The sequence below is a fragment of the candidate division KSB1 bacterium genome, from assembly GCA_024655945.1.
Classification (GTDB): Bacteria; Zhuqueibacterota; Zhuqueibacteria; order JANLFK01; family Oleimicrobiaceae; genus Oleimicrobium.
This window is the reverse complement of record JANLFK010000002.1, coordinates 423,030-448,736: the sequence shown is the minus strand read 5'-3', so window position 1 is coordinate 448,736 and position 25,707 is coordinate 423,030. Positions and strand designations below refer to the sequence as shown.

General features: G+C 60.5%; 15 protein-coding genes. 3 read left to right on the top strand and 12 right to left on the bottom strand.

Translation table 11 applies throughout. The features are described from left to right. Window positions 1–75 precede the first annotated feature (75 nt). The 12 genes from NUW13_04840 to NUW13_04785 form a co-directional block, all read right to left on the bottom strand. Entirely contained in the window at window positions 76–1,038 is a 963-nt protein-coding gene (locus NUW13_04840; GenBank protein ID MCR4438354.1) for a glycosidase, read from the bottom strand. A gap of 63 nt (window positions 1,039–1,101) precedes the next feature. Further along, on the bottom strand, window positions 1,102–1,944 hold the full coding sequence (locus NUW13_04835) for a carbohydrate ABC transporter permease (protein ID MCR4438353.1): 843 nt from the start codon (window positions 1,942–1,944) through the stop codon (window positions 1,102–1,104). Continuing rightward, window positions 1,941–2,882, bottom strand: a complete 942-nt coding sequence (locus tag NUW13_04830) for a sugar ABC transporter permease (protein ID MCR4438352.1) — start codon at window positions 2,880–2,882, stop codon at window positions 1,941–1,943. Before NUW13_04830 ends, NUW13_04835 begins: the two co-directional genes overlap by 4 nt. 6 nt (window positions 2,883–2,888) lie before the next feature. Further along, window positions 2,889–4,199, bottom strand: coding sequence for an extracellular solute-binding protein (locus NUW13_04825; GenBank protein MCR4438351.1), 1,311 nt, complete (start codon window positions 4,197–4,199; stop codon window positions 2,889–2,891). A 10-nt stretch (window positions 4,200–4,209) separates the two neighbouring features. After that, a complete protein-coding gene (locus NUW13_04820) occupies window positions 4,210–5,622 on the bottom strand; it encodes a peptidylprolyl isomerase (GenBank protein ID MCR4438350.1) in 1,413 nt (470 codons plus the stop codon). Window positions 5,623–5,645: 23 nt separating this feature from the next. After that, a complete protein-coding gene (locus NUW13_04815; protein ID MCR4438349.1) occupies window positions 5,646–8,837 on the bottom strand; it encodes a T9SS type A sorting domain-containing protein in 3,192 nt (1,063 codons plus the stop codon). A gap of 88 nt (window positions 8,838–8,925) precedes the next feature. Further along, window positions 8,926–9,951, bottom strand: a complete 1,026-nt coding sequence (locus tag NUW13_04810) for a PorV/PorQ family protein (protein MCR4438348.1) — start codon at window positions 9,949–9,951, stop codon at window positions 8,926–8,928. 30 nt (window positions 9,952–9,981) lie between these two features. Beyond that, window positions 9,982–13,128: a hypothetical protein gene (locus NUW13_04805; GenBank protein ID MCR4438347.1), complete on the bottom strand. Its 3,147-nt coding sequence runs from the start codon at window positions 13,126–13,128 to the stop codon at window positions 9,982–9,984. A gap of 33 nt (window positions 13,129–13,161) precedes the next feature. Continuing rightward, complete coding sequence (locus NUW13_04800) at window positions 13,162–15,876, bottom strand: TonB-dependent receptor (protein ID MCR4438346.1); 2,715 nt, start codon at window positions 15,874–15,876, stop codon at window positions 13,162–13,164. Between the two features lie 178 nt (window positions 15,877–16,054). Further along, entirely contained in the window at window positions 16,055–17,479 is a 1,425-nt protein-coding gene (locus tag NUW13_04795; GenBank protein ID MCR4438345.1) for a T9SS type A sorting domain-containing protein, read from the bottom strand. A 173-nt stretch (window positions 17,480–17,652) separates the two neighbouring features. Then, window positions 17,653–18,657, bottom strand: coding sequence for a LacI family transcriptional regulator (locus tag NUW13_04790; protein ID MCR4438344.1), 1,005 nt, complete (start codon window positions 18,655–18,657; stop codon window positions 17,653–17,655). 200 nt (window positions 18,658–18,857) lie between these two features. Continuing rightward, on the bottom strand, window positions 18,858–21,455 hold the full coding sequence (locus NUW13_04785; protein ID MCR4438343.1) for a hypothetical protein: 2,598 nt from the start codon (window positions 21,453–21,455) through the stop codon (window positions 18,858–18,860). Window positions 21,456–22,421: 966 nt separating this feature from the next. On the opposite strand from NUW13_04785, the gene NUW13_04780 reads away from it, so the two are divergent. The 3 genes from NUW13_04780 (at window position 22,422) to NUW13_04770 (ending at window position 25,687) form a co-directional block, all read left to right on the top strand. Beyond that, window positions 22,422–23,294: a transposase gene (locus NUW13_04780; protein MCR4438342.1), complete on the top strand. Its 873-nt coding sequence runs from the start codon at window positions 22,422–22,424 to the stop codon at window positions 23,292–23,294. Between the two features lie 85 nt (window positions 23,295–23,379). Then, entirely contained in the window at window positions 23,380–24,849 is a 1,470-nt protein-coding gene (locus tag NUW13_04775; GenBank protein ID MCR4438341.1) for a Wzz/FepE/Etk N-terminal domain-containing protein, read from the top strand. A 19-nt stretch (window positions 24,850–24,868) separates the two neighbouring features. Further along, window positions 24,869–25,687, top strand: a complete 819-nt coding sequence (locus NUW13_04770) for a CpsD/CapB family tyrosine-protein kinase (GenBank protein ID MCR4438340.1) — start codon at window positions 24,869–24,871, stop codon at window positions 25,685–25,687. Window positions 25,688–25,707: the final 20 nt, after the last annotated feature.

The following is a 25,707-nucleotide window of genomic DNA, read 5'->3' as shown; positions in this document are numbered from 1 at the left end:
AGGCCCATGCCCCGAGAAGGGCACAGGGCCGCTTCCTGAATCCAGCCCCCCGGCGGGGCGCTTGCCAGCTAAGCCTCACTTCTTACCCTTCAGGTGGGCAATGAGATCATTTAGGTTCGCGGTAGCCAGGGCAATGGTGGTGTCCGCCGCTCCGTAGTAGAGGCGTATCTCTTTTGTCACCGGGTCGAGTATCGCGCCGCAGGGGAACACGACGTCTGCCACGTCGCCCACGCGCTCGTACAGGTCGCGCGGCCCGAAGACCCAGGTATCCGAGCGAGAGATGACGCGCGTCGGTTCCTCCAGGTCCAATAGGGCAAGCCCTAACCGGTAGATGGCCCCCGCAGCCGTGGTGCGCACACCGTGGTAGATGATGAGCCACCCCTCGGGCGTCTCAATGGGCGGCGTGTTCAGGCCAATCTTGCGCGCGTCCCACCACCCGCCTTGCCGTGCCTCAAGCAGGATCCTGTGATCGCCCCAATGGGTGAGGTCGGGCGAATAGGACACCCAGATGTGCGCCCCGGCCCCTGGAGTCACCGGCATGGGCCTATGGATGAGCAGCCACCGCCCCTTGAACCGTCTGGGAAAGAGCGATGAATCCTTGTCCTCGGGCGGCATGATTGGGCCACGTCGCTCAAAGGTGCGAAAATCCTTGGTCATGGCCAGCGAGACCAGCGGGCCGCGTTCTGAGAAAGCAGTGTAGGTAATCGCGTAGCGCTCCAGCTCCTCCAGCCACACAATCCGGGGGTCCTCCACGCCCCACAACTCTTCGGGGTGTTGTTCTGGGTGGGGAGCAAAGGTCGGCTGTGGGTCAATCTGCCAGTTGGAAACACCGTCGGCGCTGCGCGCCACCGTCAGGTGAGAGAAGCCGCGCATGTCTTCCACACGGGCAAGCAAGAGCGTCGCTCCGTCGAACTGCACGGCACCAGGGTTAAAGACCGCGTTGGCCGGGTACGGCCACTCGGAAGCGGTCAGAATCGGGTTCCTGGGATGGCGACGAAACAGCTCAGAGAACTGTCCAAAGCCAGCGACATCTTTCATACGCGTATCCGCACCTCCTCTTGTTGCGTTCCGGTCCACCATGCGTACCCCCAAACGAATACCTCAGCTCTTCAGCCCAGTTGTGGCCATGCTCGCAATGAAGTAGCGCTGGAAAAAGGCATAGGCAATGACGATGGGCAGCGCCAGCAGCGCTGCGGCAGCCAGGCGCACGCCCAGCAAACCCTCTGCCTTGCCTCCCACCGCAAAGAGCGCAACTAACTGCGGCATGGTCATGAGTTCCCATTTGCGAATGACGATGATCGGCCACAGGACTTCGTTCCAGATGTTCATGAAAGTGAGAATGGCCACGGTGATCAATGCCGGCACCGACAAGGGCCACATGATGCGAAACAGGATTCCAAAGTCAGAGCAGCCATCGATCCGCGCTGCATCCAACAACTCCTGCGGCACGCTCTTAAAATACTGCCGAAACACTACAATGGCGAAGGCATTGATCATGTACGGCACTATGAGGGCGTAGTAGGTGTCATTCCAGCCGAACTTGACCATGAGCACGTAGGTCGGAATGAGCGTTATCTGGAAGGGGAGGGTCATGGTGAACAGCACCACAGCGAAGATCCCGTCGCGACCCCGGAAGCGCAGGCGCGAGAGCGCGTAGCCAATCATCGAGGTGAAGATCAGCACCCCGGCGGTGGCGGAGAGCGAGACAAATAGGCTGTTGGCGAACGCCCGCGCGATGGGAATCTTGGTGAACACCAGACGATAGCTTTCCAGGGTCAACCTCCCTGGAATGGGGTTTAGACGGCCGATCTCTGCCTCTGGCCGCAACGTCGCCGAGAGCATCCAGACAAACGGGTAGAGGCACACGAGACTCCAGCAGAGGAGAAGTGCGTAGAGGCTGGCCTTCTTTGTGGCATGAACGAAATGTGGCCGCACACTCCTCATAGGCCGGTCTCCTGCTCAACTACCCTCTTCTGGAGGAGCACCACCATGAACACGATGAGAGCGAAAAAGAACCCCAGTGTTGCGGCATATCCCATGTGGTTGAATTGGAAAGCCTGATGGTAGATGTAGAGCACGGCCGACAGCGTGCTGCGGATTGGCCCGCCCCCGGTCATGATGTAGGGCTCGATGAACAGCGAAAAGCCCCCGATGGTGGACAGAATCACCACCATCACCACCGTGGGATTGACCATCGGCAGGGTGATGTGGCGGAACTTGCGCCACTGCGAGGCGCCTTCGATGTCGGCAGCCTCGTACAGGTGCTGCGGCACACTCTGCAGGCCCACCAAGAAGAGCACGATGTACAACCCCACGTTCTTCCAGGTGGCCATGATGGCAATGGACGGCATCGCCATGGTCGGGCTTGTCAGCCAGGGAACGCGGCCCAGACCGAGCGACGAGAGCACATTGTTCAACACCCCCGTGTCTTGGGCATAGAGGCTGTCCCAGAGCATGGTGGTCACCACGCCCGAAACCACCACGGGGAGAAAAAAGACCGCGCGGAAAAAGCCTCGCAGGCGCAATTTCTGATTCAGGAAGACTGCCAAGGCTAAGGCGATGACGATCTGCAGAGGGATGTGGATGAGCAAAAAGATGCCGGTATTTGCAAGGGCGCGGAAAAAGAGACGGTCGTGGAGCAGACGGTGCACGTTGCCCAGGCCAATCCATTGCATGGGTGACAGAATGTCCCAGCGATGGAAGATGAGCACGAAGGAAAAGACCAGCGGAAAGGCGACGAAGGTCAAGAAGTGGGCTATGTACGGGAGTACGAGCACGTAGCCGGCACTGGCAGTGTGGTGCCTTCTGCGGTGGCCCATGCTGGGACGCCCGGTGCTGGTGCTCACTGCAGGATTGTGTGAGGTGAGGTGGCGTTCGTCCATTGCCGGCTACTCCAGTACCAGTCGCGCTTGGCGTGCAGCGTCCTCGATGGCCTTTGCCGGCGTCTTCACCCCGTACACCACGCAGGCTTCAAACTCGTTGGACAAGATGTCAAAGACCTCTTTGAGCACTGGGCTGGTGTCGGTGCCGCGCACGAATCGGGCCTGGTCGGCAAAGCGCCTCATGAAGGGGCTCTTGGAGAAATACGGGGCAAAGAGCTGGTCCTCGAGAAGGTTGGCCCGCAAGGGGAGCTGGTCGCTCATCTCCAAAAGGAGAAGGTCGGCTTCGCGACTGACCAGGAACTTGGCAAATTCCCACGCCAGCCGCGGTTGACGGGTGTTGCTAAAGATGACGATGTTCTTGATGTCGCCGTAGGTGTACACCGGCCCGCTCACCCCATCCGGGCGTGGCACCGGGGCGAAGTCGTAGATGAAGCCCTCTGGCTTAAACTTCTCCGCATGCCTGATCTCCCAGGGGCCGGTAAAGCGCGACGCCACTATCCCTTGCAGGAAGACGTCAGTGCGCCCGACCATGCGTTCCTTGGGGAAATTGCCGCGGGCGAAAAGCGTCCGCAAGAAGCTGAACACTTCAACCGCCTGCTGGTTGTCGAAGGCGACCTCGCCGTCCTCCAGGAGGGTGTGGCCGCCTGTGGCGGCGATGTAGAGTGGGTAGAAGTCGAAAAAACGCTGCCACCACAGGGCGCGGATGTCGGTGATGCCCATCCAACGGTCGATGTGGCCATCGCCGTTGGTGTCGCGCGCGACCCTTTCTGCCGCCTGCAGATACTCGGAATAGGTTCTTGGAAAATGGTCGTAGCCCGCTTCCGCAAGCATCTCCCGATTGAAGATGACCATTACCGGGTTCGTCTTCCATGGGATCTGGTAGATGTGGCCATCGGATGAACGGGCCTCCTCCAAGAGCGCAGGATCCACGCGAGAGCCGATGACCTCGGCAAAGTCGGGGAAGGTGTCCAATGGGACAAGTTGCCCGGCGCGGGCGTAGGCCTCCACGTCTCCTGGCCACATGTTGGAAAAGACATCCGGGGTAGTCTTGCCCACCACGGCTGCCAGGATCGCCTCTTCGGTGGACTGGCTCTCCGGCACCGGTTGATGCGTCACCGGGCTCTCCGGGTGCAGGGAGTTCCATCGCGCCACAAGCTCTCTGGCCAAGTCGACTTCATACTGGTTGTTCGCTGACCAGTAGACCAGGCGGCTCCCCGTCGCCACAGGCCTCTTGGCGCAGTGAGCGAGCAGCAGCAGCTGGCTGCAAACCACTGCCGCGGCGAACATGAGTCGGACGTGAGAAAGGCGCACGGTCATGCCCGCCTGCTTATTGCTCCCCTTCGTCCCAAATCGGCCAGGGCGGGACCGCCAGTGCCCCGTACTGACCTGGTCGTACCCCGACCAGCGGGATGCGCGTCAGCGTTACCGACTGCAGCGGCCGGAGGTTGCGCTCCACAGGGTAGCGCGCACGGAGCTGGGCAAAATGGCTGCGCACCGAACCCCCCGGGCTGGCATTGGCGCGTAGCTGCCGCAGCATGAGCTCCGCAAGAAAGTAGTCCCGCCACATGGCAATCTCTTCCCTCACCTGGGGCGACTTGTAGAGGTCCTTGCGCTTTGCCTCCTGCGCCAGGAAGTGGTCGCGCACCATCGTGCTCAACGTCCGTGCCAGTGACGAGCGGCAGGCACTGGGGGAAGATGTGCCGATGGGCGGACGTAGAACCCGCCAGCGCTTCAGCACCTCGCCGATGGTCCACTGGCCGCCCGCAAAGCGAAGCACGACCATGTCGGCTGCTCCGGCAAGTTCCTGCGCGGTTGACCCGACCACCTCGTCGGTGAGCAGTATCTGACGTTCGGCAAGAGGGGGGAGGGTGCCACCGGCAAAGTCGATGTGGCGCTGGACTGCATTGGCCAGGATGTTGAAGGCTCGCTCGTCGACTTCTACCTGCTTGTCGCGCATCACCTCTTTGACGTAGGCATCGGCCCGCACGGCCTCCTTGCGGGCCCGCAGAATCTTGCTGGCCTTGTGACGGACCTCGGCTGCATCCGTTTCCGTCAGTGCGGGCGCGAACACAATGGAATCCACCCGGCACACCACATAGCCACGGGAAGTGTTGACCACGGGCGATATCTGGCCGATGCGCAGCTGGAAGAGGGCATCGTCCAAGGCTTGCTCGATGTCGCCCCACCGGGTGGCAAAGCGGAAGCGCGTTGTGTCGGCAGCCATCGGGCCCAATTTGCGCAAGAGCTGCGCGAATGAGCCGGAGGCGAGCAGCTGTTGACGCGCCTCCTCGGCTTCAGCCTGATTCTTCGTCAGGAAGAACTGAACGGTGCGGATCTGTCTCATGTGCTGGGCGGCGGCAGCAACCTCCTCCGGGGTCAGTTGCACCTTGTCTTGCACCTCACGCGCGTAGAGAGCCCGCGCTGCCGCAAGATCGGCGCACAGCGCCACGGCCTCCTGGAAGCGCTCATCGCGATGCAGGCCTTGAGCCTCGGCCTCCAGCGCCAGCAGCTTCTCGTCGATGAGCAGCTCTAACAACGCCCTCTTCTGCTCCTCCGGCGTTCCTCTGACCTGCGGCCTGATCGCCAGCTCGCAACGCAAGGCGAACTGCTGTTGGCTGATGCCACGATCCCCAACCCGTGCCACAAGGGGCGAATTGTCCCTGCAGCGCCCACACTGGAGCAAAGAGAGCAGGAGTGCCCCAAGAATTGCCCATCCACACTGAAGCTGCGCGCGACGCACGTTCCGTTCCTCGCCTCGTTCGATTATCGTAGGAGCAGCAGCTTGCGCGTCAGGCGTTTTCCCTCTACCGCCAACACCACGAAGTAGACCCCGCTGGGCACGGGCCGACCCTGGGCGTCATTCCCTTCCCAGGCGACCTTCCCGTAGCCGGGCTCAACGGCCCCGCTTGCTAAGTTTGCTACCTCCCGCCCGAGCACGTCGACGATGCGTATGCGCATGCTCGCGGTGGACTGGGGCACACCGTACTGGATGGTCGTCAGAGCACTAAATGGGTTTGGGTAAGCTTGGAACAGCACAAAGTTGGCCGGCAGCGAGGTGGAATAGGAGCCCGGTACTGCGCTCCCTTCTGCCACTATGTTGGCGATCTCCTCGTCGCCCAGGGCGTAGCTGAAGATGCGGATGTCGTCCAGGACCCCGGCAAAGTTGTAGCCAGCATCATGGGGCAACATTTGGCCAATGGTGAGGTCGATGGAGGTGGGCATGAGCCGACCAGACCACTCCGTGCGGCTGTCCAGCACACCGTCCAAATAGACAGCCATGGCGGTGCCGTCGAAGATGGTGATCGCGTTGTAGAAGCGACCTGGCACAATCTCCGTTCGGCTGTCGAGGTCCTTTACTCCGCGGTCGGTCTTCACTGTCCAGCGCAGCTTCTTTTCCGGAATGAGTGAAATCTTCCAGCGATTGTCCCAGCTGCCGTGCGAAATGGGGTAGCGCTCGCGCTCGCCAATGCTGGCCACGTTCATCCACAGGCTGATGCTGATTTGGTCGCGAAAATTCAGCGTCTGGGTGTTGCGCACCCGGATGTTGTCGTCGTCACCGTCAAAAGCATATGCGCAGTTCGCATTGCCGAAGCGATCGGCGGTGAGCTGCGCGCCGTGCACCGTGCCGTGGTGCGCGAAGCCGCTCTCATCGCGGGCATCGCCGTTGAAGGGGTAGTAGGCGACGGGGATACCCGTACCAGGGTGGGCAGGGTCCTGCACCACCACGCCGATGCTGTCAGTTGCCTGGCCGCCACGGGGGTCCGCAACCGTGCATCGCACCACAAAAAGACCTGGCATGGGGGGCGCTGTCCAGGTGGCGGTGGAATCGTGTGCCTCAAGCGCACCACCAGAGGCTGACCACGCGTAGCTTAGGCTGTCCCCGTCGGCGTCCCATGCGGAGCAGTGCAAGTTAGCCGAGCCCCCTATGACGACCTTGCGCGGTTCTGCTTCCAGCGAGCGGATCTGCGGCACGTGGTTGATGAAGGCCACCACCTCGAGGCGCACCGAACTGGAGTCCTCGGCGCTCGCTGCGTCCGTCACCCGGCAGGAGATCGCGTATTCACCGGCCGTGGAGGGAGCCACCCACGAGACCTTGCTGCCGCTTCCCTGCAGCGCGCCGCCGGTCGCTGTCCAGTGGTAAGTCAACGAGCCGCCATCGCGATCGACTGCCGTGCAATAGACGTCCACTGCTTCGCCGAATACGGCCAGGGACTTAGCAGCGGCCAGGCTCTTGATGCGCGGCGGATAGTTGGCCGCCGGCTGCCCGGAACGGTAGTCCACCACCACGCCCTCGATGAGCATCTTTTCCAGTTCGTAGGTCACCGCGCCACCGGCCGGTGCCAAGACGAGGAGAAGGGCGCTATTGGGCGGGATGGTCACGGGAGAAGGGCCGCTCACATTTCTGGCTATGAAGGTGTTGGAAACCGCATCATACAGGTCGCAGGGGGTCGGTCCCACCTCCAAGGTGACGCTCTGTTCCGCCTCATAAGGGTTGAAATACAGGTAGGTGGGATAAGCGGGCCCGTGGAAAAAGTCCGTCTTTAGCACATCAAGCTTGAGGATCATGGGCACATTGGTCGTATCGATGATGCCGCCGAAGATGCCCACGTGCGAGGAGCCGTACAGCGCCAAATTGGTTGCAGCCCAGCCGCCGTCCAAGGCGTCGCCTGTGGCATAGGGACTGACCGCTGTATGGCGGGCGTATTGGCGCAGCGCCTCATGGGCGATGTACGAGTGCGGGTCGTACTGGTGGGCCCACTCCTCGCTGTCCTGCCGCTCGTCAGGGAGATAGTTGGTGTAGAAAAGCCGGGAGGCGTTGGCACAATTGAGCATCCACTTGCCGATGGCGCGCGCAAAGCGGTCGTCGTAACGCACCATCGGCACCAGGGCGCACGCCATCTGAAACCCGTTCATGACGAAGGCATAGCCTGTGTACTTCGCCTCCCCAATGAGACCGGCGCAATCATAGCCGCCCCAGTTGCCGATGGTAGCTCCCCACTCGCGCACGTTCTGGCTAGGGTCGAAACACCAATTCAGTAGCTTCTGGACATTGTAGGTCGTGCCCAGCTCGGCGTTCATGCGCGCAGCAGCGTAAACGCCATAAGGCAACTGTAGCTCGTAGGATGGGTTGGTGCTCCTTGACTCCAAGAACTCCATGCACCACTCAGCGCCGATCCGGTATTTCTCCTCCCTCGTTTCGAGGTATGCGTTGTAGAGGAGCCAGGCAATGGCGCCTGCTGCCTCAGGCTCTGGTACGCCGCTGGCCAGTGGCGTCATGGTTGAGAGGTTGAAGGCACGGTAGCCCATGAAGGGCCTTCGCCATGGGGTGGTGCTGCCGCCCATTGCCTTGACTGCCGCCAGCCAACGATCGGCAACCGTTGTGAACTGGTAATCAAAGTCGCCGGTGTGAGGGTAAAGGGAGTAAAGCTGGTAGAAGAACACGTTGGGCATGGTGTCGTACCACCAGTCCTGACCGCTGCTGGCCACCGGACTGTTGAGGTAGACATTCTCCTCTGGACGGCGATTGAAGAACTCTTCGCACATCACGACCCAATCGTAGCCCCATTGATTGCGCTTGTCCACGCCCACCAACGTGGCACCAATGACCGCAGGCAAGACGTTAATGGCCTCTCCTGAGCGAGGCGAACGCGTGCCCACGTAGCTGTGCAGGCCGAAACTGCCGTGTTCCGGATAGTTCACGGTGGACGAGTAGGTCCAGGTGAGTGGCAGGTACTGGCCTGTGCGCGTAAGGTCGAAGACCAGCGAGTCATATCCCAGTGCCACCTGCTTCCAGTTGCGCATCTGGTAGGGCGTTGGTTGATTGGGGATGAGCTCAATGCGCGGGATGTCGATCTGCTGGCTTGCGACGGGGACAACGCCCATGAGCAAGCAGCCCGCAACAACCCCGGCCAAGATGCCCGCCACCGCCTCTCTCCTTGTGCGCATGACCGTCATGGCCGCCGCTCTCCTGTTTCCTCCGTGGAGAATGTGACTCGTCCGCTTTCTGTCACCAGGCAGTTCCTTGTCAGGTTTCCTCATCCTCCTACCACGCACCGCCGATGGAGACACGATGCACATTGTCCAGGCGGCCAAAATCGGCGTAGGCATAGTCGACGCGGATGGTGCGGTTGCCAATCATCCGCACGCTCAGGCCGGCGCCCATGGTAAGGCCCTCCTCGCCATCCCGGAGAAACAGATTGTTATAGCCGGCGCGCAGGAAAAACATTTCGCGGAAAGCGTATTCGCAGCCCAAATGGATGCTTTCGGTGTTGTCGGTGGGGTGCACTGCGTCCGTGGCCAGGGTGAAACGATGCATCGAGTTGTTCAACGCCTCCATTGCCACTCCTACCTGGAAAGTGAGCGGCAAGGGCCAGGGATCAGTCTTCAGCTCGGCGAAGATGCGGTCGTTGTTGCCCAACTTCTTGGGGTCGGGGTCGTGGAAGATGAGCAGGTCGTCTCCCTGCATGCGCATGTCCGTGCCAAAGTTGCGCAGGGCTGCTCCTATGCGCATCCCGTGGAAGCCGGTGGTGAAGAGCGTGCCGATATCCAAGGCGACGCCCCAGGCGCTTTCCTTCCAGATGCTCTGATAGATGTACTTGCCGGTGAAGCCAATGGAGAAGCGGTCGGTGAGCGAGATGCCGTAGCTGAGGGCAAGTGCCAAGTCACCGGCGGAGAACTGTTCGCCGGTGCCTTGCGGCATCTCCACGGTGCGCACTGGCATGTCGCTCATGCTCAGGGCGGTGAGGCTAGCGCCGATGCTTCCCCAGCGGCCCAAGGGCAGCACGGCGCCGACAAAGTCAAAGTCCAGTCCGCAGAGCCAGTCGGTGTGCACAAAGAGCAATTCCACTTGCGACAGGCGGGCAATTCCCGCCGGATTCCAGTGGAGGGCACTGGCATCGGAGGCGGTGCCCACAAAAGCGCCTCCCATGCCCACCGCGCGCGCGCCGACGCCGATCTCCAGGAACGGGGCAGCCGTCGTCCCCACATTCGACACGCTGCGCCCTCCTTGGGCCCAGCTCAGCGCCACGGAGAGGCTCCACAGACAGATAATGCGCACTGTTTTCATCATGGCCAATCTCCCTCTGCAAAGCGAGCGTGCCTACTTGATGACCGCAAATCGGCCGGTCGTCGACCCGATGCCCGGGGCATCGATGTGATAGAGGTAGATGCCGTAGGCGATATCCTGACCATCTTTGGAGACCAGATCCCAGGTCTCTGCACCATAGCTCACCGGTACATCGTGGTGAATAGTATCGACCAGTTGGCCGCGCACCGTGTAGATGCGGATGGTGCACTTGGGCGGCAGGTTCATGAATTGCACCCGCCGCTCGCCGCGGCCAAAGCGATAGGGACTGCGCGGCTCCCAGCTATTGCCTACCACATACGGATTGGGGACGACGATGACCTGGTCGAGCATAGACTTGGCCACTTGGACGTCGTACTTGGGCGCGCGCACCTGGAACTCGAAGCGCTCCCCCTTGCGGAACGGCTTGGTGGTGGCGATCCGGAACACGTCGCCAGGGGCCGGCGGGATGAACACCGGCTTCAGGCTGTCCACTTCAAAGGTCAATCGCCAGGTGGCCGTCACCTTCCAGGAGGAGAGTGGGTCGTCGATGAAGATGGTGATGCCCTCGCCGCTGTCCGGAGTTAGAGTCGAATCCTTCACAATGTCCCGGAAGAAGAATTGGGCTGGCACACCCTCGGTCACATTCCACACGCTGAACTTCACGGGCGTTTCTGGAAACCCTAATTTGCGTGCCGACTTGGCCTCGACCTTGTCCGAGAAGCGGACCTCATAGTCGGCAGGATAAGGGGTGGAATGGTTTAGAGCGGGGTTTTGGCTGACAAACAGCGGATCAAAGTCCACGTAGGTCTTGTAGTTGCAATTGCCAACCAGCCAACCCGTGCGCGAATAATCCACCTCGACCTTGGCGTCGTTGAAGATGTTTACCACCACTCCGTCAAACAGAGGGGATTCTGTCTCTTCCAGCACCGGGAGGCGATGGAAGAGGAGCGTTGTGTCCGCTGACACTATCCGGTAGAGGGAGTAGAACGGTATACCGCTGTTGTGAAAGCGGGAGGTATCGTCGAACACCACTCGGTAGCGCGCATTGTCACGGACCGAATCCTCGATCACAAACTGCACCTGCAGGCTTCCCGTCCCAGGCCCTTCGTGGGTCACGCCCTGGTCCTGCAGGGCGGCGCCCACGTAGCCAGCAGACGGCGGGTTAGGCACCACCACGGCAGTATTGACGTCGGTCTGCACGTTGCCAGCAATGTCGACCTTGATGACGCTGGCGCACTCGGCTGGTGCAATACCTTCGACCTCGCCGGTGGCGCTGGTGTCCACCAGACCGCGGTCGTAGGAGACTACCGCGTAATAGTAGGTCTGGCCGTTCTGCACGTCGGTGTCGATGAACACATGGCGCAGGCCGGTGTCGTTGCCCAGGTTGAATTTCACCCCTTCCACATCGATGGGGTGCAGGCCCTTGATGCCGTTCTGCAGGTCAAACTGCGCAATCGGTTTGCGAAACGTCGGTCTGCCGTAGGCGTCGGTGATGATTCTGCTCTCTAAAAATTCAGGCTCGGTACTGCGGTAGATGCGGTAGCCTTCAAAATCGTACGCCTGGAGGAAGGGATCCCACGAGCTCTCTGCCCTATTGTCCCACAAGAGGGTCACCTTGCCGTCCCCAGGAATGGCGGTGAGAGTTGGCTTTTCCGGTGGCTTGGCAAAGCGGTAGTCGGCGTTGTAGATCTGCTGCACTGTCTTCTTGGTGCGTGCCAAGTCGTCGGCGTCTTCGGCAAAGATCAGGGCCATGGAGTAGTTTTCGGTCTGGCCTGGCCGCAGGGGGAATGGGCCAGAAGAGAAGAACATGCCCAAGTTGGCGGTCACCTGCAGGGCATCTTTGGGCTGAGGTGCCGACACAAAGACCTTCCAGTTCTGCTCCTCGTTCCACAGCTCGTAAGTGTGCACCGGAAAGATGCGGAAGCCGGTCAGGCCGATCTGGTCGGATTCGTCTTTGTCCAAGTAGCTGTAGTTTGGCTCGCCGGGTGTGGGCATGCCATCTGCTTCGCCTGGGTCAGGGCCGGGGTATCCGTCCATGAACGGACCGAGCCCGTCTTCGCCCACATCGTCGTGCAGGGGCTCGCCAGCGTCCCAGTGGCCGTTGCCGTTCAGGTCCTCAAAGGACATCCAGTCCATGTCCTCGTCCGCCGACCAATGGGGGCGCGGCTCACGGTTGAACGTCTCGCGGAAGGCTGCCACGTCCGCACATCCGTACGGGTAAGCATCCAGCCACACGCCTGGGCTCGGATCGTCGCGCCGCTCGTCGATAAGCCCGTCGTCGTCGTTGTCTCGGCCATCGGTCTCGATGCCCGGGCTCTCGAGGAAGGCAAAGCCTGCGACACCCACCGGGGACCAGCGACCTGGCGTGCCAAAGCCGTCCCAATCCCACGCCCAGGCGATGTCCAGCTTCAGATCGTAGTTGCCGGTGTCGTCGGAAGAGTCATCGGTGCCTCCGACCCCCCAGTCGATGTAGAAGCAGTAATAGGTGCTGTCGTAGGTGGTCTTTCCTTCGTTGGTGATGAAGTAGATGGCAAAGAGTACATCTTCGGCCAGCACTTGCGACCACTGAAAGAGGCGCGTGGCTGCTTCGAGACCCAAGCCGCGGCGCGTCGTGTCGCTGGGGTCGGGATAGAAATCCCACTCCTCGTCAGGGTCGTCGTCGAATACGAAGTAAGTTTCCAAATCGGCATTGGTGACGCCTTTGCCGAAAAAGCCGTTCCAGAAGCCGTCCCAATCGGAGGGTTTGTCGGGCCAGTGCGCAGGCCAGGTCGTTGGGTCGTTGCTCATGGCGGGCTTGTCGCCGCGCGGGTTGAAATAGCCTGGCAAAGGTGCCCACCCCCACAACTCATCCTTTGGGCCCTTGTCGACGAATTCACGATACTGCGTTTCCATCGGGTAGATGACCTGGCCCTTGTTGTCGATGGTGCGCGCTTGCACGACCAGTGCCACCCCATCCACGTACGAATGGCCGCTGCCCTTGGGCCACTCACCGGAGGGCTGATCTGGCCAGTGGGCAATTTCCCCCCAGTTGATGAAGATAGTGCGAACCAGATTGCCGTCCATGATCCCCTGGCGGCGGTGGCGCGCGTCGCCCGTGTTAGGGTCTGGGGGGCGTTGTGCCATGAGCTCCGGGCAGGCAAAGGCCGCCAGAGCCAATAGTCCGAAAAGTACGCGCTTCATGACGCTATCCTCACCTGGTGAATAGACCACAGCTCAGAACTCCAACGTCACGCCGCATTGCACCTGGCGCGGGGCGCTGTAGAAATCCGGGCGCACGTAATACTGCTCGAGCGTGTTTACGCCCCGCGGCCGCAGACCTCCCGAATACACGGGCGCGAGAGAATAGCCGGCCCGTCCTGTGTCGGTGAAGACTTCGACTTCGTTCAACCGGTCAAACAGGTTGTAGACGCGCAGGAACAGTTGCAGCGCCAGTTTTCCAAGCCGGAAGGTCTTGTAGGCGTAGAGGTCAACGTTGTATTGGAGCGGCTTGCGGCCACTATTTTCCACCGCGGTCTGAATGTTCTGGAACGAGGGGGTGTAGGGGAGTCCTGTGCCGAAACGCCCGATCAGGTTGACGCTGACGTCGTCATCACTGCCCAGGGTCAACGTCGCGTTGACCTGATGGCGACGATCCCAATTGAGCGGCACCATCTGTTTAGTCGTCTCGCGTGGTGGCTCCGTCTGCTGGTCAAGAAAAGCGGTGTTCGGATCAGAGGCGTTCCCTTTGGCAATCTGAAATGTATAATCCAACGTGGCGCCTACCCCGCCCTTATGCCGCTTCTCGAAAGCCACCGTCACCCCTTTGACGTTTCCATAGTCGCGGTTGATGTAGCGGCCGTAGCGAATCCCTTGCAGGGTCATCAATACCTCGGTCCCCAGCAGATTGCGGATGTCCTTGTAGTAAGCCGTCACATCCAGAGCTAAGTCTTCGGTCAACTGCTGCTGCAAGCCCATCTCGTAGATGACCGTCTTCTGCGGCTTCAGGGTGGTGTTGCCGACGGTGTTCAGAAGGCTATGAGGCGGAGGAGAGGGAGTGCTCTGCAGAGGGTAGATGTCGAATTCCGGATTGGTGTACATGAAGTCCAGGTTGGGAATCTGGAAGAAATGCCCGTAGGAGACGTGAATGACCCCCCGCTCGGTGATGGGATAGGCGATGCCGAGGCGAGGGCTAAGTTGCGAGGCGCCCTCTGCACGCACCCGCGGTGAGCTGCTTGGCTCGCGGAAGTTGGTCGGCACTTCGCCGTCGGGCTCAAAGTGGTCGAACCGCACTCCCGCATTCACGATCATGTAGTCGAACTCCATCTTGTCCTGTACATAGGCGGCAAACTCCACAGGGCGGTGCGTGTATTGATTGTTGTTGAACGACGTCCTGGGCGGAACGCGCTCCGGGAGCTCGGGCACTACCTCAAACTCATGCATCCACAGGCGATGGCGTTTCACCTCGAGGCCGGTCTTGAACTGCTGCCTCTGCGTTGCCTGATAGGTGAGGTCGAACTTGCCGACAATCGTGCCCGTGCTGCGGTGGAAATTCCACATCTGCATGCCGCCAGTGAGAAAGGCGTTGGCACCGGTATCTTGCAACCTTCTGCTGGACACATATCCTGGGTCAAAAGGGTCTTCCAGAACAAACTGCTTGTAGACGGTGTAGAAGTAGGTTCCTTTTAGGGAGAAGAAGGCGCGTGGGCTCAACACTCTGTTCCATGCCAAACTCGTGTTGTAGCCCCGCTGGTAGCGCTTGTAATCGCCAGAAGGGTTCAGCCGGAAGCGATGGTCGTAATACTTGAAGTAAGAATCTTGCAGCAGGGTCTCGATGCTTAGCTTGTCAGCAGTGGACAGCCGCACACTCAGCTTCCCCTGCGCAGTGGCCCGACGTTCGGGATTCATGGGCACCGCCTTGGCTTCTCTGATGAGCCGCTGAGCGACTTCCTCGGAGAAGGAGTAGGTCTTCCCATGCGACATGATGGTCCACTTGGACTCCGCGTCGGCGGTAAAGTCGGACTGATCGCTGGGTCCGCACACGTCTTTGCCGTAGATGTAGCCTTCACTGTCGTAGTAGCGTCCCGAGAGGAAAAAGTTCATAGTGCCGGCAGTGAACGGGAGTGGACCGCTCAGAGTGCCCTGCAGGTTGTAGGAGGGGTTCAGCCGGTCGATGTTCCAGAAGATTTCCTTCTGCTGTTTTCCCCAAGAGAGATAGTCGCCCAAGTAGGCGGAGAGGCTGCCGGCGTAGCGGTCACCCCCCTCACGAGTGACGATGTTCACCACGCCAGACATCGCCTGGCCGTGCTCTGCATTAAAGGTGCCGCTGATGACCTGGAGCTCGGCGATGGCGTTGTTCTCCACCTCGAACGCCGGCTGGCCCGAGTAGATATCGTTGACCGGGACGCCGTCGATCATATACATCACTTCGCCTTGGCGACCGCCGCGGAAGTGGCCCTCGACCACGCCGGCCTGGAGGTTGACCACATCGTGAAAACGGTCAACCGGCAGGCGCTGAATGGTCTGGGAGTTGACCACCGCCTCCGTTGAGGTCAGGTCCTTGCGCACCAAGGGGCGCTCCGCGACCACAGTCACCGCCTCGCCGAGGTCCAGAACGGTCTCCTTGAGGCGAAAGTTGAGCGTGGTCGTCATGTCGATGGAGACCCTCACGTTCTCATAGCGGACCTCCTGGTAGCCGATCATGCTCGCTTTCACCGTGTACACGCCAGGCGGGACGTTGATGACGAAGTAGTAGCCATCGGCGTCGGTGGCAGCGCCCATCATTGTCCCCTCGATGACCACATTCACCCCGGGCAGCGGCTGGTTGGTGTCAGTGTCGACGACCCTGCCGGCGATTTTGCCCGTGGTTCCAGCCTCCACCGTCCCACCAAAGTAGTGCAGGACGAGACTGGCACTCACCAACAGAAGTATTGCAGCAAACCTGCGGCTCATTGCCCTCTCCTGTGTTGGACAGGAGCGGTGCCTACGGTGGCGGCACCGTTCCTCCGTATTCATGACAAGGCGATGCGCAAAGCCGGCCACTCTCGCGAATGGCCAGTTGCCTTGCATTTTCCGCAAGGCGAAAACTGAAGGGCTGCCTGCAACAACGCAGGCAGCCCTTCCGGAGGTACTACTTCACCAGCATCATCTTGCGGGTGATGGAGCCGTTGAGCTTGTAGACGTACATGCCGCTTGGCACCTGCTTACCGAAGGTGTCGGTCCCATCCCACACGACCGTGTAGCGGCCGGCCAAGCGGAACCCATCCACCAAAGTTGCGACCTTCTGGCCCAGGACGTTATAGACCTCCAACGTCACCTGCCCATCCCTTGGCACCGTGTACTCGATGGTCGTGGATGGGTTGAAGGGGTTGGGGTAGTTCTGCAGCAGCTCGTGCTGCTTGGGCAGTTGGTGTCCGGCCAGCGGTTGGAACTGCTCCACCGCCGTGGGCAGCAAAGTCACCTTCTGCACGGTAAAGTCATCGTACCAGCAGAAGCCTTTGGTGAAGGGGTTGAAGCGGGCGCGGACGGAGAGGCCGGCGGCATCGGGCTGGGACTTGGAGATGATGGTGTAGTAGGTCCAGTCCGAGGAGGAGTCGCGCTCGTCAAAGTAGAAGAACTGATCGCCACCGGTGAGGTTCCAATCCGTGTAGATGGGGTCGCGATGGTAGAAGAAGCAGACATTCATGCGGCTGTCGTGGCGATAGCCGGTCACGTTGGAGGGCAACCACTCGGGGTTGGTCAGCCCCTGGTCGCGCTTGACCCACACGCTGATCTTGTACCAGGTGTTGGGCTCCACCGGGATCGGCTCCGAGTAGAAGACCATCTCGTCGCCATTGTCGTCGGTTTCGCGCAACAGGGCCGACCAGGTGCCACTGTGCTTCTCGGTGTTGTCCAGGTTGGCAAAGCCCTCAGTGCCCGCATGCCACTCCATCCACCCCTCGGGGGTTTCCGCATCGCCGTTGAACGGCCACATCGACCAGGGGTCGGAACCACAGCCGATGTTGTCAAAGTACACCGTGCCCGTGGCATCCTTGCCCATCACCAGCTTCATGTACATCTCGTCCGGATCGGTGCCCGCAGGAATCAGCAGCCCGTCGGTGTACTCGGTCCACTCCTTGTTGGCCACACTCTGATCGACGGTGACAAACTGCTCGCCCAACAAGGTACCGCCGGCGTAGAAGGAGAACAACACGCCAATCTTGCCATCATCAGTGGCCGGATTGGTGTTGACCCCTACGGTCTTCGCCCAGAAGCTGAGGCTGTACAGCCGGTCGGCCTTGGCGTTGTTCCAGTACAACTTGGCGTTGTTCTCGCTGACCCACCCAGCCGGCTGCGCCGTGGTGGCCGTCTTGCTCACCTTGAAGGAGTGCTGGCTGTCATAGCCCTCCCAGGCCCACTCACACTGCACCCCCGCCTGATTGTCGCCAAAGGGAGCCCAGAAATTCGGCCGCAACTCCTCCATGTCCCCATTCGGCAACAAATTGGTCTGGGCGAGTAGTGGCAGGGCCAGGAATAGGCAGGAGAACAAAGCAATGGTGCGCAGTCTCGCAGTCATGGTGCTTCCTCCTGGTTAGGTGCAGCAGCTGCGGAGCGTGAGATCTCTCCGCGTCATCCCTTGCGACATGAAGCACGCTGTTTGTCTTTGGAAGGCCATCACCTCCTCTCGGTGGTCAGTGCGAACCAGTCGTTGCTGCGCACATCACCTCCTTTCGGGATATTGCCTGCCAGTTACGCGGATTCTCTCAGCACTAAGGTGGTTGGCACAATCGTTCGGCTAATGGCCCGGTCGTTGTGGTTGATCTGTTCAACCAGGCGCCGCACGGCAATGGCGCCGAGCTCTTCCTTGGGGACCCGCACGGTGGTCAAAGTCGGCTGGGTAGTAATCGCCGCCTCCACATCGTCAAAACCCACAATGGCTACGTCGTTTGGGACCTTGATTCCGCCTTCCTGCATCAGTCGCAGCGCGCCCACGGCCATCGCGTCGTTTGCCGCAAAGAGTGCCGTGAATGGCTGTCCTCGGTCGAGCAGCTCCTTGGCAGCTTCGTAGCCATCAGTGGTCCCGGTGTACGGTTGGTCGGTGACCACCAGTGCATCGAGCACCTCGATGCCTGCCTGTGTCAGGGCTTCCCGATATCCAAGAAAGCGCTCATGAATGCTTGGGTGTTCCAAGTCGCCGCCGACAAAAGCGATGCGCCGGTGCCCCTTGTGGACGAGATGGCTTACCGCGAGCTGCGCGCCGCCCACATTGTCGATGAGCACACAGGAGTAATCGCCACGCGGTGGGTAGTAGTCGACTAAGACGATAGGGAGGCCCTGTTGCTTGACGTACTCGACCAGCCGGGAGGGCACCTTGCCAGCGAAAATGACACCGTCCACATCGCGCTCCAGCAAGAAGCGCGGAACCCCTTCGCGACGGAAGCGCTGTTCGACGGTGGTCAACAGGATGTAGTAGTCGTGACCGCGGGCTTCGAATTCGGTACCCAAAAAGACTTTCGTGTAGAAAGGTTCAGCTCGGGAGAAGTGGTCGTCGGTGAGGATGAATCCGAGGTTGCCACTGCGCTGGGTGACAAGCCCACGCGCGGAACGGTGGGGGTGATAGTTGAGCTCAGCCACGGCGCGCAACACGCGTTCACGTGTCTCTGCGCTTACTTTCCCTTTGCGGTTGACCACGAGCGACACGGTGGACACAGCCACTCCTGCACGCCGGGCAACGTCCTTGATGGTCGGGCTCATCGAAACGATTCTATTCCAGCTGCCCTCTACTGTTCAACTACGCCCTGCTGCAAGCCCAGTCGAAGGCGCATGACGGGCGAAACGTTTCGATTTAATATAACGCGCACGCGGCAATTTGTCAAGTACTTTTTTGCGTGAAGGCGCAAAATCGACTGTGCGTAGCCTATGCGGTCCCCAGGTATTTTCTCGCCGAGGCCTGTTCATTCTGAACAGTTGCGGCCGAAGGAGAGCACAAGCTGCTCTTCCTCTTCCTGGTGGGCGAACACCACCGTCACCCGGTGAGCACCGGCAACAGGCTCGCAGTCCCAGTGCAGCCAGCCGCCGCTTGCAAGCGACGCCTTGACGAGCGGCCACGGGGAAATCACCACCACCGCACTGCGATGCCTGGGAAAGGCGGCCAATAGCAGCTCCAGGCGGCCACCACGTTCTTCCCATCGGGCCGAGACCAGTGCGGAATTGGCCGCGGCGAGATAGGGATGCTGTGGACGGCCGAGCTCCACGTTCACCCGCCGCCGGGGCGCGCTCTTGTGGGGAATCACTGCAGAAGGGTAGTCGTGCCCATCGAAGCGGAGGCGCCTAATGACGGGACCTTGTCCTCGGATCGAGACGAGAACTTTGTTCCCGGCGACGAACCAGTCGCTGGCAAACTCGCTTTGCCCCAGGGGCAAGAAAGGATCGATGCTCAGGTTCCATGCGTTTCCGGTCAGGCCATAGACCGAAAGCAGCGCCTCCAGATACCAAGCGGCGGCCCAAAGGAACTGGGGCTTGTCCACCTGCCCGTACCGCAAAGAGTCGCTGGGGTCGCCACAGCGGTATTCGTACATGGCCGGCTGCCCATTGGGGCTGGTCATCACCCCGTGCAAGCTCATGGTCTTGGCCAAAAAGTCGTACGCTTCCTGCTTGGCACCGACGGCATTGAGAGCCAACGCATACCAGGCATTGCCGTGGGGCCACACACCTCCATTTAGGTAGTGGTAAGGCGTCCCGGCCTCGTTGCCGTGAAAACGGAATTCCTCGACCAGTTGGTCAAAATCCGGAGGATAGGCATTGAGCACCCCAATGTTCTGGTCAACCAGCACCCGCCGGGCTGTGGCCACAAGTCTTTCTGCCTTTGCACCGTCGAGCAGGCCGAAAGGGACGGCGAGCAAGGGGCCGGTATAGAGGTGGGGATCAGGTTTTCCATCTTGCAGATAGTCCATCAGGTAGCCGCGCTCGTCGTCCCAGAGGCGTTCCTTCAGGGCCCTCTCCATGCGTGTCGATAGCTGCTCATAGCGCATCAGGGAATCCTTCTGGCCCAGCCCCCATGATAGGTGGATGAACTCCCGCATGGCGGCCACGGTGAGAATGGTCATGTAGGCGCGGGGGCCATAGTTGCTGCCGATGTCCCACCAGTCTGGGCGGTATGCCCAGACGAGGTCGTCTTCGCCACAATTGGTGAGCACAAGATGCAGGCTTCTGGTGAGGAGCGGCAAGAGCTCAGCCATGGTCCTGCGATCTGCAGAGTGCTTGAAATAGCGCCCCGCCACGATGATGAACCAAAGGTGGTTCCAATTGTCTGGCCCGGCGAGTTCGGTGACGTAACGGTGGTCCTTCCAGTAGTAGGCGTGCGGGAGAGTGTTGAGCGAATCCTTCAGGCTGGCAAGATAGAGGAGGTCACGGCGCACGCGGGCGGGGTTAAAGCGACAGGCGGCTACGTCCGTGAGTAAGGCATCGTGCGTGAAGAAAAAGTTGTACTCTGCCGGGCACGGCATTGGGAGAATGTGTCCCGCAAGGTAGTGGGCGTTGGCGGCCAGAACCCCCCTTGCCCAGCGTGCAGTGTGCAAAGCGCCCGGTTCCTGGATCCGGAGCGCCGTGCCGCGGAACGATTCCTGGAGCACATGCGCGCGGTAGGCGGCCACCTCTCGCTCATAGGTGCGACGGAGGTGCTGTGCGAGTGCGCGTCCTTCTCCTGCGGCACATATGCCGACTAGCTGTTTGACGGTGATCGCCTCCTCAGGGCGCAGCTGTGCGCGGTAAATGAAGGCCACCACGGGCGGACCAGGGTTGGCCTCCGGAAGCAGTGTGCAGGGGAGACTGTCTATCTCAGTGAGCCAGCGGGAGGGAGGCGGGGCAAGTGTTGTCGCTATGTCGCGCCCGTCCGTGGCGAAAGAATGGGGTTCGGCGCCCACGTTGACCACAATTAGCTCGGCCGGTCCTGTCTCCGGGTCCAAGTGGTGGACAAGCAGCGCGCGTTCCCTTGCGTCGAGTTCCGTCCAGGCTTTCTCTTTGCGCTCGTATGTGTGGCTGGTACGCAGAGCCGCGTCAAGGTGCGTGCGGAGGTCGAACTGTTCGGTTCGAGCTGACTTGTTCTTCAGGGTAATCGTCGCCAGCAACGCCGGTTCTCCCAAGCAGAACTCGTAGGAAACTTCTGCCTCCCATGATGTGGCTTCGTGGCGGTAACTCACCGAGTAGGGCGTCAGGGAGATGAGACGCTGGCCGGTTTCCAGAAGTTGCGGTTTGTTGTCGCCTTCCTTCAGCGCAATGAGGAATACCCGCGATGTATCACGCGTCCAATAGTCTTCACTGTTGTCCAGACTGTTCGCCACAGGGTAGAAGAAGCTGATCCTGGTGAGAAGGGGCGAGCTGTGGTGAGCTTCGATCCCTGCGTAGGGGCCGCCGACCTCAACCTGCGCGTGAGGGATGTCGGTGTGCACGGTTAGCTGGGACTCCATGCGAGTGTCCGACGGGCCATATCCGAGTCCCAAATGGGCAAGGGCAAGCAGAACTGCCAAACGGCAGTAGCGCATTTGTCCAAGCATAGCGGTTTCCTCCCGACTGTGAACTAAAGATAGCCCGTTTTCCGTGAAAGTCAAGGAGAATCCCTCCTCCACCGCGCGAGGTTTGAAGGCGTCAGGTATGCCGGGCTCGTGCCTGGTGGCAATATATGGAAAGGTTGCCTGGGCACGGCTTGGCCAGAAAGGGACCGCCATTTGTCGAAAGGGAAGAACGCTTGGGATCTCGTCGGGTCTTTTGGTGCGGTAGCTCGAATACGATTTTTGCAAGATACTGAATCGCATAGCCGGTAGGCCGCGCGTTGGTCTCCTTTGGCCGCGGAGAGAATGGAAAGCGCCGTAGCGGAGCACGTGCAGGCAATGGCAGTAAGGCCGGACATGACGTTGCCGAGAAGACGGTGGCAAAAAACGGTAATGATTGAAAATTTCGCTTGATTTTCTTGTGCAATATTTGTACATTTGCACCGTCCGAACAGGGAGGATTGAGCCCTTACCTGCGAGACCTGTTTTAGGGTCAGTTGCCCGCCGACATGGATGTTGGTTAGCAGTTCAATGGGGAAGAATTTCGGAAAAGGAAAGGGACTGTTAGCCACAGCTGGGTAGGGTGGATAGTAGTCTCTGGGTCTTGGGTTGTTTTTCAGCAACGGCCACTAACATCTCCTTCCTTTTGAGTCTTCCGACTCACTCACAATCGCTTCGCTTTGCATGACATGGGGCTTGTTGCGCTGAATCAAGGCGACTGAGGGCGAGCCCACGCCGGTGCTATTTGCTGTCGTGCGCGGGCTTGCCTACCCTCCGACATTGACGTTCTGAGGACAAGGGGAGCATTGTGCCTCTTGCACTGCGGGTAGGCTTAGTACGCCCTGGCGGGAGTTCAGGTGTAAGAGGTACAACGCGCAATTTCCTTGGTTGGCGGGGGTTCTCAGGTTCTGGCGCTGCGCCGGCACGGAGGGCGGTGTCCAGCACCTCAAGTGACCATCAAACGAGTCAGGAGTGGATCGGTACGCCGAGTATGGGACTGAGCTAATGGACACATTCCGCCGTAGACTGCTGGAACTGAGCGGCATACTGACCGACGAGGAGGCGGCGTATGCCTACTTGCTGCAGCGCCTGCAGAAAATGGGGATGTTGAGGTGCGGAAAATGCGACTTTGACAGCTTCTATGTCCTGAGCAGATCTCGCTTGAAGTGTCGTCGTTGCCGTTGGGAGTTCCGCCCCCTGGTGGCCACGGCGTTTTCGGTTCTCAATGTGCCGTTGTCGACCTGGCTGTCCATCGTGAACTATTGGGTGGCAGAAGTGCCAGCGCGACAGGCGGCAGCGCGATGCAACCTCAACTACAAGACGGGGCTCAGGGCCTACACGCTGATCAGGCATGCGGTTCTTGGGCCGCAACTGCACGGAACGGCGGACGATGTGCAGGCTAAGGACTATCCGGCCATTGGCGTGCTCGACAAGGTGGAGTATGGAGAAGCCAGGCTCTTAGATGCAGCCCAAGGGGAAGCAGTCCTCAAGTCGGACCTGGCGCGCGTTCGGAAAGGCAAGATCCTCTACACCGAACCGTGGCAAGAGTACGATACAGTCGTGGCCTTTGTTGACCGGGGAAGACGTCGGCAGAGGAGGGCGAAGTGGGCCGACGCAGTCTATGTGGACTACCTCCAGGGGTTTTGGCAGTATGCCAAGGGGTACCTCCTGGGGAATCGTGCAATCAATCGAGGCAACATATTCATTGTCATAAAAGAGCTCGAGTGGCGCTACAACAATCGGGATGCTGACCAGTTCGAGCTCATCGTTGAAGGTTTGTTGGCCGCTTCAATGGGACGGGGCAAGACACGCCCCATGCGACCAGAGGTTACCACAACCAACTAACGGAGTGCAGAAGGACTTATGGCGGACGGGCGGTTTGTGTCGGGTGGAGCGCATAGGTTCCCTAGCCAATCATTTGGAGCCATTCATGGAAATGAGTCCAGTGACAGGGAGCACATTCACCGCGACGCAAGAGTTCGTTGCACCGGCCATCGGCAGCAGTCCCCTGCTCCGTTTCTTGCGGGTGCTGTTCAGGCGGAAGTGGCTCGTCCTGGGTTTCGCTGCGCCGGTCATCGGCGGCGTGGCGGCTGTCACCTTCTTGGCAGCCCCGGTGTTTCGCGCGACGGCAAAGCTCCTGGTAGAGCGGGAGATCGACTCGGAAAAGTCCGTCCTGTTGGGAGTGAGCGTGCAGCCGGACTATGACCGCTACGACTGGGTGAACGCGGAGACGGAGATCATTCGAAGCCTCCCGGTGGCGGCGCGGGCCATGGAGAAGGTGGGGCCGGTGCCAGTCAGGGCAGCTTTTCCCTCGCGAGAGGTTGGCGAGCAGCGCAAGCTAGAGAGCAGCCTCATCGACTTCCAGCAGAGGTTGCGCGTAGAGAACGTCCCCAAGACCAATGTCATCCTGGTAAGCTTTGAGGCCAATGACCCTGCCTATGCTGCCGCGGCGGCCAATGCGGTGGTGGAGGCGTACGCCACCTATCGCGCACAGCTCTACGACCAATCAGCCGCCTATAAGTTCTTCCAGGAGCAACTCCGCTTGGCCGACAGCCGGCTGCGCGAGCTACAGGAGAAGCAGGCCAACTACAAGCAATCGGCTGCGATGATCTCGCCCGAGGCGCAGCGCACCATTCTCCTAAACCGCCTGTCTGACTATGAGTCCAGACTCACCGAGGTGCGCACCACGCGCATTGGCAAAGAGGCACGCCTGCAGGTGCTCAAGCAGGAGCTGGCGCAAGGGAGGGTAGGCATCCCGTCTATCGAGTCGAGTGACAGCCCAAGCAGAGAAAAGCACATTGCCAAGCTGCGCGGCGAACTCTTGGACTTGCAGATGCGCCGAGAACAGCTTCTCACCCGGTTTACGCCTCAATACGAGGGGGTGAGAAATCTCGACAAGCAGATAGCTGCCACGCAGCGTCAAATCGCTGAAGAGGTTGAGCAGATCATCCAGATGGAGACAGTCGCCATCGCCGCGCTCCGTTCTGAGGAGGAGGCTCTGCAGGAATCGATTGCGAGCATCAAGCGGGACATCCAGAATCTTGCTAAGCAGGAGTACGAGTTTTCGCAACTGAGCCGCGGCATTGACGACAATCAGCAGATTTACTCTCTGCTTCTCCGCCAGCGCGAGCAGGCGCGCATTTCGCTGGCAAGGATGCAGCGGGGGGTGAGCGCGCGGGTGATCAGTTCGGCGGAACCGCCCTTGCGCCCGGTGCGACCCCACAAGCGGCTGAACATGGCCTTGGGTCTGCTCCTGGCGCTTTTTGGCTCGCTGACGCTGGCCTTCGTTGCGGAATATTTGGATCACACGGTGCATGAGCCAGCGGAGTTGGAGTGGCGAACGGGCATCCCTGTGTTGGGCAGCGTGCGCGAGGTAGCGGGTGCGCGGCGGGGGCACTGACCCTTTTGGAGAAACGAGAATGGTAGGCCTTGTCAGTCCGGCAGAGGCAACCAGCAGGCAATCGGCGCAGCGCATGGGGAGCGGAGCGCGAGCCGATGCCGTGGGGGGGAGCAGCCAGCTGACGCGTGTTGCGTCGCAGCGCGCCGTCAGTACGCGCCAGAAAACTACAGGCGTGCTCAACGACCTCAAGGCGGTTGCCCATGTGGTGGAGTCGGTTGCCGCACGTACCGGTGCACGCATTGTTGGTCTGACCAGCGCTCTGCCGGGAGAAGGGGTGTCCACGTGTGCTGCGGCAATTTCCTTCCTGTTGGCCGCGGACGGCGAAGCGGGCGCGAGCAGGGGACGGACCGGATCCCTTGTCACCAGCTCGGCAGAAGCAGCGGACGCGGTCATCCTGGTGGATGCAAACGTGGGCGCCCCCTTCATCCACCGCGCATTTGCCCTCCCTCTGAGCCCGGGCCTTTCCGACGGGCTGCGGCAGGTTCGATCGCTTGCTGAGTTGGCGCACAGGGTGGAGAGTTCGCGCCTGCTGGTGATCCCTGCCGGCTCTGGACGGGGAAGGGCAGATCTGCAGCAGCTCGGCAGAGCGTTGCGGCAAGTGGCAGAAAGGGTGCGACTGGTGGTCGTCGATCTTCCCGCCGTGCTCGGCGCAGCAGAAGGGGTGAGCTATGCCATGCTGTGCGACGCCGTCATCTTGGTGGTGCGCGCCAACCACACCAGGTGGGAGGCCGTAGTGCAGGCACAGCGGATGTTGGAACGGGCAGGCGTGCCCATCTTGGGCGCGATCCTGAACAGAAGGCGCTTCGACCTGCCCAGCTGGCTCTACGAAAGGTTGTGATGTTTGGCGAATTCCGTGGA

What these genes read in the sequence shown, in the direction of transcription:
- NUW13_04840 (MCR4438354.1), bottom strand. Translation starts at nt 1,038, where the DNA reads ATGAAAGATGTCGCTGGCTTTGGACAGTTCTCTGAGCTGTTTCGTCGC.
- NUW13_04835 (MCR4438353.1), bottom strand. Translation starts at nt 1,944, where the DNA reads ATGAGGAGTGTGCGGCCACATTTCGTTCATGCCACAAAGAAGGCCAGC.
- NUW13_04830 (MCR4438352.1), bottom strand. Translation starts at nt 2,882, where the DNA reads ATGGACGAACGCCACCTCACCTCACACAATCCTGCAGTGAGCACCAGC.
- NUW13_04825 (MCR4438351.1), bottom strand. Translation starts at nt 4,199, where the DNA reads ATGACCGTGCGCCTTTCTCACGTCCGACTCATGTTCGCCGCGGCAGTG.
- NUW13_04815 (MCR4438349.1), bottom strand. Translation starts at nt 8,837, where the DNA reads ATGACGGTCATGCGCACAAGGAGAGAGGCGGTGGCGGGCATCTTGGCC.
- NUW13_04810 (MCR4438348.1), bottom strand. Translation starts at nt 9,951, where the DNA reads ATGATGAAAACAGTGCGCATTATCTGTCTGTGGAGCCTCTCCGTGGCG.
- NUW13_04805 (MCR4438347.1), bottom strand. Translation starts at nt 13,128, where the DNA reads ATGAAGCGCGTACTTTTCGGACTATTGGCTCTGGCGGCCTTTGCCTGC.
- NUW13_04800 (MCR4438346.1), bottom strand. Translation starts at nt 15,876, where the DNA reads ATGAGCCGCAGGTTTGCTGCAATACTTCTGTTGGTGAGTGCCAGTCTC.
- NUW13_04795 (MCR4438345.1), bottom strand. Translation starts at nt 17,479, where the DNA reads ATGACTGCGAGACTGCGCACCATTGCTTTGTTCTCCTGCCTATTCCTG.
- NUW13_04790 (MCR4438344.1), bottom strand. Translation starts at nt 18,657, where the DNA reads ATGAGCCCGACCATCAAGGACGTTGCCCGGCGTGCAGGAGTGGCTGTG.
- NUW13_04785 (MCR4438343.1), bottom strand. Translation starts at nt 21,455, where the DNA reads ATGCTTGGACAAATGCGCTACTGCCGTTTGGCAGTTCTGCTTGCCCTT.
- NUW13_04775 (MCR4438341.1), top strand. Translation starts at nt 23,380, where the DNA reads ATGGAAATGAGTCCAGTGACAGGGAGCACATTCACCGCGACGCAAGAG.
- NUW13_04770 (MCR4438340.1), top strand. Translation starts at nt 24,869, where the DNA reads ATGGTAGGCCTTGTCAGTCCGGCAGAGGCAACCAGCAGGCAATCGGCG.